At 48.0% G+C, this 11,236-nt stretch carries 8 protein-coding genes; 4 read left to right on the top strand and 4 right to left on the bottom strand.

Going from position 1 to position 11,236, the window contains the following annotated elements; all coding sequences use genetic code 11:
• Nucleotides 1-15 precede the first annotated feature (15 nt).
• From hldE to LZU85_RS13665, 3 genes are all read right to left on the bottom strand, one after another.
• Nucleotides 16-1,446: a bifunctional D-glycero-beta-D-manno-heptose-7-phosphate kinase/D-glycero-beta-D-manno-heptose 1-phosphate adenylyltransferase HldE gene (gene hldE, locus LZU85_RS13655; RefSeq protein WP_237287272.1), complete on the bottom strand. Its 1,431-nt coding sequence runs from the start codon at nt 1,444-1,446 to the stop codon at nt 16-18.
• Between the two features lie 53 nt (nt 1,447-1,499).
• Nucleotides 1,500-4,352: a bifunctional [glutamate--ammonia ligase]-adenylyl-L-tyrosine phosphorylase/[glutamate--ammonia-ligase] adenylyltransferase gene (glnE, locus tag LZU85_RS13660; RefSeq protein ID WP_237287273.1), complete on the bottom strand. Its 2,853-nt coding sequence runs from the start codon at nt 4,350-4,352 to the stop codon at nt 1,500-1,502.
• Nucleotides 4,353-4,457: 105 nt separating this feature from the next.
• Nucleotides 4,458-5,714 (bottom strand): methyl-accepting chemotaxis protein, encoded by a 1,257-nt coding sequence (locus LZU85_RS13665; protein ID WP_176298414.1) that lies wholly within the window; start codon nt 5,712-5,714, stop codon nt 4,458-4,460.
• A 117-nt stretch (nt 5,715-5,831) separates the two neighbouring features.
• Here LZU85_RS13665 and LZU85_RS13670 point away from each other — a divergent pair, with 117 nt between their 5' ends.
• The gene (locus LZU85_RS13670) at nt 5,832-6,584 is read left to right on the top strand and encodes a potassium channel family protein (RefSeq protein ID WP_176298413.1); all 753 of its coding nucleotides are present in this window, start codon (nt 5,832-5,834) and stop codon (nt 6,582-6,584) included.
• A 33-nt stretch (nt 6,585-6,617) separates the two neighbouring features.
• On the opposite strand, the gene LZU85_RS13675 is transcribed toward LZU85_RS13670, so the two are convergent.
• On the bottom strand, nt 6,618-8,135 hold the full coding sequence (locus LZU85_RS13675) for a CYTH and CHAD domain-containing protein (protein ID WP_176298412.1): 1,518 nt from the start codon (nt 8,133-8,135) through the stop codon (nt 6,618-6,620).
• Nucleotides 8,136-8,340: 205 nt separating this feature from the next.
• On the opposite strand from LZU85_RS13675, the gene LZU85_RS13680 reads away from it, so the two are divergent.
• From LZU85_RS13680 to LZU85_RS13690, 3 genes are all read left to right on the top strand, one after another.
• On the top strand, nt 8,341-9,021 hold the full coding sequence (locus LZU85_RS13680; RefSeq protein WP_176298411.1) for a TIGR00153 family protein: 681 nt from the start codon (nt 8,341-8,343) through the stop codon (nt 9,019-9,021).
• 136 nt (nt 9,022-9,157) lie between these two features.
• Nucleotides 9,158-10,417 carry an inorganic phosphate transporter gene (locus tag LZU85_RS13685; RefSeq protein ID WP_176298410.1) on the top strand — a complete coding sequence of 420 codons (1,260 nt, stop codon included), beginning with the start codon at nt 9,158-9,160 and terminating at the stop codon, nt 10,415-10,417.
• Nucleotides 10,418-10,600: 183 nt separating this feature from the next.
• Nucleotides 10,601-11,212 carry a TIGR04211 family SH3 domain-containing protein gene (locus LZU85_RS13690; RefSeq protein WP_176298409.1) on the top strand — a complete coding sequence of 204 codons (612 nt, stop codon included), beginning with the start codon at nt 10,601-10,603 and terminating at the stop codon, nt 11,210-11,212.
• Nucleotides 11,213-11,236: the final 24 nt, after the last annotated feature.

The following is an 11,236-nucleotide window of genomic DNA, read 5'->3' on the forward strand; positions in this document are numbered from 1 at the left end:
TGAAAAGCGATGTGATTAACCGCGTCCACCTTTAATTGCATCAATGATCTCTGTGGTTGAACAGCCATCTTCAAAGTTCAGTACTTTGACTTCACCACCCGCGGCAATCACTTCTTTGCCACCAGCGATATCTTCTGGCTTGTAATCGCCGCCTTTAACCAACAGATCCGGAAGCACTTCTGAAATTAGACGTTGTGGCGTGTCTTCACTAAACGGCACCACCCAATCCACAGCGCCTAAGCCCGCGAGCACGGCCATACGACGATCGGTTGGATTCACAGGGCGGCCAGGACCTTTCAGGCGCTTCACCGACTCATCGGTATTCACGGCGACAATCAGGCGGTCACCCAACTTCGCTGCGTTATTTAAGTAAGAAACATGGCCTGCATGAAGGATGTCGAAGCAGCCATTAGTCATGACCACTTTCTCGCCTTTAGCTTGCGCCGCTTTCACCGCATCAATCAGTGCCGCTTCGGCAATCACACCGAAATCGGTATCGCGGCTGCCATGAATGGCTTCTGCTAATTCGATGGTCGATAATGTTGAAGTACCTAGCTTACCGACTACGACGCCCGCCGCCGCATTAGCCAACGCACATGCTTCATCAAGCGGTTTACCGGCTGCAACCGAAGCCGCCAAGACAGATATTACCGTATCGCCAGCCCCTGTGACGTCATACACCTCTTTCGCCAATGTTGGCAGGTGGAACGGCTTTTGATTCGGACGAACTAACGTCATGCCATGCTCACTACGAGTCACCAGCAGTGCGCCCAGTTCGTATTTTTCAATCAAGCCTAATGCCTTCTCGACTAAATCATCGTCGGATGTCACTTTACCAACTACCGCCTCAAACTCAGACATGTTTGGTGTGAGCAAGGTGGCACCACGATAAGGTTCAAAATTGGTGCCTTTAGGATCAATAAAGACTGGAACGTTAGCCGAACGTGCTTTCTCGATAAGCAGCTCAACATGCTCCAATGCACCTTTAGCATAATCCGACAGAATCACCGCTTGCACATTGGGTAAAGCGCGCTCCATACGAGTTAAAATTAACTCAGGATCGGTGCCTTCAAATTTGTCTTCAAAGTCTAAGCGAATCAATTGTTGACCGCGACTCATCACACGCAGCTTAGTGATGGTTGGGTATTCAGGGAGCGCCACAAAATCACAACTTACCTGCAACGAGCTCAGTGTTTCCGCCAGCACTTTCGCTTGTTCGTCAGCCCCCGTCAAACCCACAATATGTGCATGGCCACCCAATGACGCAATGTTCATTGCTACGTTTGCCGCTCCACCTGGACGCTCTTCATTGTTCTCGACTTTTACAACCGCGACCGGTGCCTCTGGTGAGATTCTGCTTGTTGGCCCATACCAGTATCGATCGAGCATCACATCGCCAATGATCAGAACACCTGCATTGCTGTAATCAGGTAGGATTGGTTTCATTCTAAGTCTCCAATATTTTTTCTGCGCTGAGTGTAACACAGCCTTAATCGGGTCTAAATAGTTGAGGATTCAAGCCACTCTTGCCAAGCTTTGCTGACCGCTTGACGCAATGGCATAAACTTATCCAACGCCACATCCGCGTCCAAATTGAGCAGATTGCGATGATGTATTTCATCACGCATGGTGGTGTAGGCTTGTACCAGAAGCATTGCTTGTGCTTCTTCCATTACCCCTTGAGCGATCAAGGTTTCGAAAATACGGACGTTATCACTCCACTTAGTCAGCTTGGGCTTTTCTGCACTGTAATTCAACACTAAGTACTGAGCCAAAAATTCAATATCCGTAATGCCACCTTTATCTTGCTTAAGCATAAAGCGATCAGATTTTTTCCCGCCAAGGTGCTCACGCATTTTGGCACGCATCTCTACCACCTCTTTTTGCAATCTAGCTTGCTCGCGAGGTTTGGCCAGTACTTGGTGGCGCACTCGGTGAAACTCGCTGGCAAGACGCTCATCGCCATAAATCATGCGAGCCCGCACTAACGCTTGATGCTCCCACGTCCAGGCATCGTTATGCTGATATTCTTCAAAAGCATCAACGGGGCAAACCAACAACCCAGAAGCACCAGAAGGGCGTAAGCGTGTATCGACTTCATACAAAATGCCCGACGCCGTTCGCGTTGAGAACAGGTGGATAATGCGCTGCGCCAAGCGCAGGTAAAACTGACGCCCATCGATCTCTTTTTTACCATCGGTATAGACATTCGCTGGGCAATCATGCAGGAATACCACATCCAAATCGGAATTGTATCCCAGCTCCCAACCGCCCACTTTGCCATAACCGACCACCGCAAAACCTTTGCCCTCGCGATCTTTAAGGTGCGTGGGTTCGCCATATTTTTCAGCCACCTGTTGCCAAGATTGATGCACAACGGCTTCAACAATCGCTTCTGCCAAGTAGGTTAAGTGATCACTCACTTTCATCACGGGTAAGACGCCAGCGATGTCTGCAGCAGCAATTCTCAAACTACAAATCTGTTTAAACTGACGCAGCGCGTCCATCTGCTGCTCAACGTCGTCTTCAGGGATCCGCGCCAGAAAATCACGTAATTCGGTGCGATAGGCATCAAGTGCAATGGGGTTGTACAACTGCTGTGGGTCAATAAGTTCATCCAACAAAATAGGATAACGCGCAAGCTGCTCAGAAATCATCGGGCTTGCCGTACACAAACGCACAAGCTGGGTTAATGCGGCAGGATGCTCATCAAGCAGTTCTAGATACGTGGTTCGAGTGGCAATGCTGTACAGCAAATGCAAAACTCGCGGTAGGCCAAATTGCGCATCGACATCAGCAAAGATAGCTGAGAAAAGCTTCGGCATCAGTCGATTGAGTACTTCTCGCCCACGAGGCCCTAAGGTTTTCTTCGCCAAATCAGCTTTAAACTGAATAATTTGTGCTGACATGATCGTGACATTTTCGCATGCTAAATCGTTCTGAAGAATCTGCTCAATCACTTCTGGATTATGTGACATATCCCAAAGCTCATTGAAGTGACGCGCTACTGGACTCACTTCGTCTTCTTCATCACCAATTAAGGTGGCAAATACCGCATGAACATTGCTCATGTGCCGCTGAACATCCGCCAACAAGGTTTGCCACTGCGAATAGCCCATCGCTACCGCTAAAGCGAGCTGTTCCAGCTCTGCATCGGGTAGGGTTTGGGTTTGCTTGTCTGCCATCGCTTGCAGCAGGTTCTCAAGTTTCCTTAAGTATTTGTATGCATCCACGAGTTGGGTGACTTGCTCGGATTCAAGAAGCTGCAATTGTCTGACGGCTTCGAGTGTGACCAGTAACCCCCGTTTACGCAAAGAAGGTTCACGTCCTCCACGAATCAACTGAAAGACTTGAGCGATGAATTCGATTTCACGAATGCCCCCCGCCCCCAGTTTGATGTTGTTGCTTAAACCACGACGACGTACTTCACTGCTGATCATCGATTTCATCCGACGCAGAGATTGAATGGCACTGAAGTCGATATAGCGGCGAAAAACAAACGGTCTGAGCATCTGCCTCAGCTCTTGGTATTCGGGGTACATTTCGCGCCCCATCACCCGCGCTTTGATCATCGCGTAGCGCTCCCAATCACGCCCCTGCTCTTGGTAGTAATCTTCCAACGCCGCATAACTCATCACTAATGGTCCACTTTCGCCAAACGGGCGTAAGCGCATATCGACGCGATAACAGAAACCATCGAAAGTTTGTTGATCAAGAGCTTTGATAATACGCTGTCCAAGACGAGTAAAAAATTGTGCATTGGCGATGCTGCGTCGTGCACCTTGTGTCTCACCATTCTCTGGGTAGGTAAAAATCAAATCGATGTCGGAGGAGAAATTAAGTTCGCCACCTCCCAGTTTCCCCATCCCAATGATTAACATCGGTTGTGCTTCCCCTTGCGCATTCATCGGGGTACCCCATTCCTTGCAGCACAACTGATATTGCCACTGATAGGTTTCAAAGATCATCGCTTCTGCCAACTCAGAAAGATGGCTTAAGGATTCTTCAAGGCTCCACGCTTGAGTGAAATCTTGCCACGCGATGTAAACCATCTCTCGATTGCGGAACTGACGTAAAATGCGATGCCCTGCTTGTTCATCCGTGCATTGGGCAAGTCGCTCCGCAAGCTGCGTACGGTAGTGCTCTTGTCGACTCGGATGCGCTAGCATCTCTGGCAGTTGCTCCGCGAGTTGCGCATCACGTTGTAGCGCCTCAACGATAAACCTACTGAGGCCTGCAATTCGTTTAAATTGCTCGACTCGTGCTTGCGGCCAGTGTTCAAGATAACCAGACTGCTGGGCATTTTGCATTGCCAGTTCAGCGACGGGGATCAAAGGGGATGGCAGCGACATTTTTCTTCCTTGTTCTTGTTGAGCGGTTGTTCCTATTTATATCAGACTTGCTGCAATAAAAAACGCCCACATGAGTAATGTGGGCGTTTCATTGTGACTAAAGCCTTAGACTTTGAAGGATTTGATTTTCTTATCCAACGCTTCTGCATTGCTTTGCATCATTTCCGAGGTTTCCAGCAGCTCACTGACCACTACCACGGAAGCTTCAACCAGTTCGCGTACGTTAGAGAGATTCTGATCCATTTCCGCGGCAACACTGCTCTGCTGGCCAGCCGCGGTGGCGATTTGGAAGTTCATCTCATTGATGCTGGTTACCTGACTGACAATGCCATCTAACTCGTTACCCGCGTTGGACACTAGCTCAACGCCTTCCGCCGCTTGCACCACACTCTTTTCCATGAGGTCAACAGCACTGCTGGCACTGGTTTGCAATTGAGAGATCATGTCTTGAATCTCTACCGTTGCCGTCTGGGTGCGCTGAGCCAAATTACGCACTTCATCCGCAACCACCGCAAAACCACGGCCAGCCTCACCGGCACGCGCGGCTTCAATCGCGGCGTTGAGCGCCAGCAAGTTGGTTTGCTCTGAGATGCCTTGAATGGTACCAACCACACTACCAATCGCACCAACTCGTTCTTCCACTTGGTTGACCGCTTGTGCGGAAGAGGAGATGTCTGATGAAAGCTGACTCATTTTTGATACGGTACCTTGCAAGAGCTGTTGACCTTTTTTCGCTTGCTGTGAAGCTTGCTCAGTCAAACTCGACGCATTGTTGGCATGATCGGCCACAGTTTGCACCGTCGAGGTCATTTCGCTCATCGCCGTCGCCAGTTGATCAATCTCATTGAACTCTTCTTGCGCGGACTCTTTGGTTTCCGACATGCTCAGCGTCATCACCTCGGTTAGGCCCGACAGTTCATCAGAGGCGCTGATCTGCATCTGAATCATATCGTGTAACTGCTGGCGCGTTTTTTCTAGCTCACGCGCCACATCACCGTATTCGTCTTTACAAGCCATACCAAAAGGCACCGAAAGATTTCTTTGCGCCATCAATTTGATCGCGTCATTTAAATAGCGAGTTTGACGTAGCATCACGCTTGCGGCGGCCATGAGCAGCACCACAAACACAATGATCAGCAAACCCGTTTGCCATGCCACTTGCACCAAGTACTCATCGTAATGCTGTTGCGCGAGTTGCTCGTTTTGCGTTGCTGCCAACAAAGCTTGGTAGAAGGTGCTCGCGTCCCAAAGTTGTTTACCAACAATCAAAACAGTACTAAACACCATCAGCAAAATCATTTTAGGAACGAGGCGAATGTCAGAGATCGCCCTTTCCCAGGGCTTAAAAGCCAGCTTTTCCATTGTTGTTTCTCCACCAGTTCTTTTATAGTCGTATCAGGAAGATGTCGCCTTTGGGCACCTTGCTATGATGCGTTGTTGCTTTAAACGCTCAACCTAGCCATTTATTTCGAGCCCCGTATGAATAGTAATGATATCAAAGAGAACACCAAACCGATGAGTCTGTTATCACTAATCTTGTCTTTTATGGCGCTATTTGTGATCTCTGGCTTACTGTTTTTTCCGTTAGACGCAGAAACCCGACAAGTTCTTATCGGTCTTGATTTCATAATCTGTAGTATTTTTCTCATTCAGCTCAGCGTAGATTTGATCCGCACCGCAGATAAGCGTCAATACCTCAAAACACATTGGATCGATATTCTCGCCAGTTTACCTATGATTGAGCCACTTCGTTTTGCTCGTTTATTTCATATTTTACGCGTAATTCTGGTTTTGCGCTCTTCGCGCTTTGTTCTTCATCAGCTCAAGGAAAACCGAAAAGAGACCACCATTGCAACGATTTTACTCTTACTTGTGGTCTTGGTGACCGTCGGCTCTGGCATGATGCTGTTTATTGAAGGGAAAAACCCAGCGTCAAATATTCAAACCGGAACAGACGCCCTTTGGTGGGCATTTGTGACAATTTCGACCGTGGGTTACGGCGATCATTATCCTGTGACAGAGGGGGGGAAGTTACTGGCGGTGGTGATCATCATGAGCGGTGTTGGCCTTTTTGGTATGATTTCCGGTTTGATCACCTCGATTCTGACCACACCGAGCCAGCAGCAAACTAATCGCTCCATTAATAAAGAGAAGATGTTGGAAACCCTCCTTGAGCAACAGCATGAAATTTTAGAGCGGCTGAAACGGCTCGAAGAGGATCAAAAAAAATAGGGCGTATCGCCCTATTCTTATCTCAATTCATCATTAATGACGCCAGTATGGATCGGCTTCCACGCCAATAGCGCGTGTTTGATCCATCGCATGCAACATCGAGCGCTCCTGACGAACCAACCAGCGCTCCAGTTGATCTTTTTCTTCACCTTCGAGCTTATCCACTAGCGGGAGTAAATGACGCAGCATTAAGAGATCGTCAATACCATGGATCAAATCCGCCCAAGGCATGCGAAAGCTATTGCGCTCTTCCGCATCATACAAGCTGGCAAAACCTACTCCTGTATAGAGATTGCGCATCAAACGGTAGCGCTGATCAATGTACTCTTGCGCAGACATCTTTCGCTCAGACGGAAAGGATTCCATGAGTTCTGCCCATGTACGATCCAACTGCTGCACAGAGAAGTCTCGAATCGCACTGGCCATTTTCTCTCGCGCTTTATCGTCCAAAAATGGCTGCCACCCGCGAGTTAAGATCCAACGACTCAGATCGAGCAGCAATCCGGTATAACGAGCCCCGGTAAATAACGACAACACTTCTTCACGATTCGGCAACTGCTCAAACTGTTGCGTAAGTTCCGCCACTAAGAACTTGCGCGCATCCAACTTACGCAGCACGTTACCTTTGTCGTCTAACAACTCCGTTAAGTGCGCGTGCTCTGACAACCACGCAAGTTCTTCTTCTAGCCATTTAAGCTCTTGACGCAGAATGGCACTGGCACGTCGTGGCACCACGCCACCATAAATGGCTAAGGTTTGGCGAATAAAACCGATGGCGTGACTGATTTCGTGCAACGCTTCCACCGATTCGCGTTCCACATAAATTTGCTCGTGATAGTGCCAATGGGAAAGGGCATGCTCGAGCGAGTTAATAAGACAATATTCGGCATTATCCATTTTGCCCGTATCCACTAGGCTCAATGGTTTCACTTCGTCGCCTTGGTAACCTAAAGCCAAGCGATAACCTTTCGCAGCTTTACTTAAATTGCCTAAACGCATGCCGCCAGACTCACATAAATGACGAGCAAGGGTAAATAAAGCATCAGTTTGGCCTGATTTCAGTTCTAACTCCACCTCACAGATGGGATCTTGCTTATCCTCTGCGCTCACCATTCCTTGGTCGAACGCCACTTCGACTTGGCTACCATCGGGCATACCAATCAGCCATTGTTCGCGTGTAAAGTTGGTGGAAAACAGCGCCATCAATTCCGATTGCAAGGTGTCGATATCTTTACCTTGTGGCCAAATATCACCAGGATGTAAATGAAGATTCGGTGTATTGCAGGTATGTTCAGCGTTATATTCAGGCCGTTGATGTAAACCAGCAACCACGCGTCCTGCCGTTTTGACTGTTTGCACGAAAACATCATCAAAGCGGCGTATCCGTAAGCCTGTATCGTGTTGGCGAAGCCAGTTGTCTGGCGTATCAAAATAGGTGTTTCCTAAATCGCGACAACTGTGCTGAAGTACTTTGGTTTCGGCGATTTTTTCGCGCAAAGTTTCTGAAAATTCAGGAGAAACAAAAAACTTCAGTTCTATCTCGGTTTCCATAGTTATACCTTATCAAGCAGACAGGGACAGGATATTGCCTAAATTCTCGAGGGGCAAGAAAGAAATATCGCACTAATGATGATCTAAAACAGTTTTAATGATGGATTTAATGCGTTAACATGCGCGCCTTTATAGCCATCGCTCAACATTTCACCATGAAATGGTGTATGTTCTTTTAAGGTTATATTTATTAGGTTGAATGACCATGCCAATGAATACAATTATGGGGTTATTTGCAAAGTCCCCTATCAAGCCTTTGCAGCGTCACGTAGTTTGTGTCAACGAATGTTGCGGACACCTAATCAAGTTCTTTGAAGTTTGTTCAGAGGGTGATTGGGAAAAAGCAGCAGAAATCCGCGCTCAAATCTCTCATCTTGAGAAAGAAGCGGATGTTCTAAAACGTGAAATTCGTCTGAAACTTCCTCGCGGTTTGTTCCTGCCAGTCGATCGCACTGACATGCTTGAGCTACTGACTCAGCAAGACAAACTCGCCAACTTAGCAAAGGACATTGCAGGCCGTGTTTACGGTCGTAAGCTGATGATTCCTGTTGCACTCCAACCAAATTTCATTGCTTATGTTCAACGTTGTCTTGATGCGGCTAACCAAGCGCAAAACGTGATCAATGAGCTTGATGAGCTTCTTGAAACTGGATTCAAAGGGCGTGAAGTCACGCTGGTCGCAGAAATGATCCATCAATTGGATGTGATCGAGGATGATACCGATACTATGCAAATCGGTCTGCGTCAGCAGCTAATGGCCATTGAGTCGGAGATGAACCCTATCGATGTCATGTTCTTGTACAAGATTCTTGAATGGGTAGGCGGCATTGCAGACCAGGCACAGCGCGTCGGTGCGCGTCTGGAAGTGATGCTATCTCGATCTTAAATTTTTAAGTCAACAAAAAATAACGAAGAGCATTATCTACGCATCCTGTTTTGGCCAATAACACAGTTCTCCGGCTAAGACAGGATAACGCCTGTGCGATATTGCTCCGCTTGTTATAAATCAACTAGGTATTACGATGGATATCCTTGCAAACTACGGCACTGTCCTGATTATTGTTGCAGCAGCTTTTGGTTTTATGATGGCAATTGGTATTGGCGCGAATGACGTTGCTAATGCGATGGGCACATCGGTAGGCTCAAAAGCACTAACCGTAAAACAAGCGATCATCATTGCGATGATCTTCGAATTTGCGGGTGCATATCTTGCAGGTGGTGAAGTAACTGACACTATCCGTAAAGGTGTTATCGAAACATCGCTCTTCGCTGACCAGCCTGATGTTCTTGTCTTCGGTATGATGTCTGCGCTCCTAGCAGCGGGTACATGGCTACTATTGGCTTCTTACATGGGTTGGCCGGTATCAACTACGCACTCTATCATCGGTGCGATCATCGGTTTCGCTTGCGTTTCTGTGGGTACTGAAGCGGTAGATTGGGGCAGCGTAAAAGGCATCGTGGGCAGTTGGATCATTACACCACTGATCTCTGGTTTCTTCGCTTACGTCATCTTCGTCAGCGCACAACGACTGATTTTTGATACAGAAAAACCATTGATGAACGCCAAGCGTTTCGTCCCTGTGTATATGTTTATTACCACCATGGTAATCGCACTGGTGACCATCAAAAAAGGGTTAAAGCACGTAGGTCTACACCTAAGTAATACGGAAGCTTGGCTATGGTCTGCCGGTGTCTCTGGCCTGATCATGCTAGGCGGTTACATCTACATCCAGAAGAAATTCGCTAACCGCGAAGACGATCATGGTTTCGCCGGCGTGGAAAGCATCTTCAGCGTGCTCATGGTCATCACCGCTTGTGCAATGGCATTCGCACACGGCTCAAACGACGTAGCAAACGCGATCGGTCCACTATCTGCCGTTGTATCTACCGTTGAGCACATGGGCGAAGTGACCGCGAAAAGCACCATCGCTTGGTGGATTCTTCCTCTTGGTGGTTTTGGTATTGTTGTTGGTCTTGCGACCATGGGCCACAAAGTAATGGCGACGGTGGGTACAGGTATCACTGAACTGACTCCAAGTCGTGGTTTTGCTGCTCAGCTTGCTACTGCATCAACCGTTGTACTAGCTTCTGGTACTGGTCTACCAATTTCGACCACACAAACACTTGTGGGTGCGGTATTGGGTGTTGGTTTTGCACGCGGTATCGCAGCACTCAACCTAGGCGTGGTTCGTAATATCGTTGCTTCTTGGGTTGTCACCCTGCCTGCAGGTGCACTACTTGCCGTGGTGTTCTACTACGCAATGCAAGCGATCTTCGGTTAATTTTCTCGTCATGAGAATGTAAGGCGCGCCGCGATTGTGTAAGCGCCTTGTCATATTTGACTCAAACGCACATTAAGGGAGGCTCTGCCTCCCTTCTTTGTTGCATGCGTCAGGGAAAGTTTTTACTATTCGTTAATCCGAATTTTTATCGCCGACTCTGATTAAATCGTTAAGGGATTTATTGTGAAAAAACTCATCGTCACGGTGTTACTGACTATTCTGGCTGTACCATCCGTTTTCGCCCAAGACCGCTACATCGCAGATGAACTGTTTACCTACATGCACTCAGGCCCAAATAACACGTTTCGTATTATTGGTAGCGTTGACGCGGGTACAAAAGTAAAACTCCTTCAAACCAACAGCGAAACTGGCTATAGCGAAGTGGTCGATGAGCGAGGCCGCAAGGGCTGGGTTCAAGCAAAATTCATCACACGCCAAGAAAGTATGGCTGTGCGCCTTCCTCGACTTGAGAAAGAACTGAAAGAGGTGAAATCTCAATTGGCGAATGCGCGCCAAAATGCCGATACCGAAAAGGCCGGCTTGGTGGACTCCCTTGACACTCGCAACCAACAAATTTCAGATCTAGAGAAGAAATACAGCGAAATCAGTGATCAACTTGCTTCTGTACAAACGGAAAATCGCCAACTGCGTGCAAAACTCGACACACAAAAAGACGACCTACTGTTGAAATACTTCATGTACGGTGGTGGTGTGGCTGGTATTGGCCTTCTGTTCGGCTTAATTCTGCCTTACATGATCCCACGCCGTAAGAAGTCAAACTCAGGCTGGGCATAAACATCAAAACGGGCCGCATTCGCG

This window comes from Vibrio floridensis, assembly GCF_021852965.1.
GTDB lineage: Bacteria > Pseudomonadota > Gammaproteobacteria > Enterobacterales > Vibrionaceae > Vibrio > Vibrio floridensis.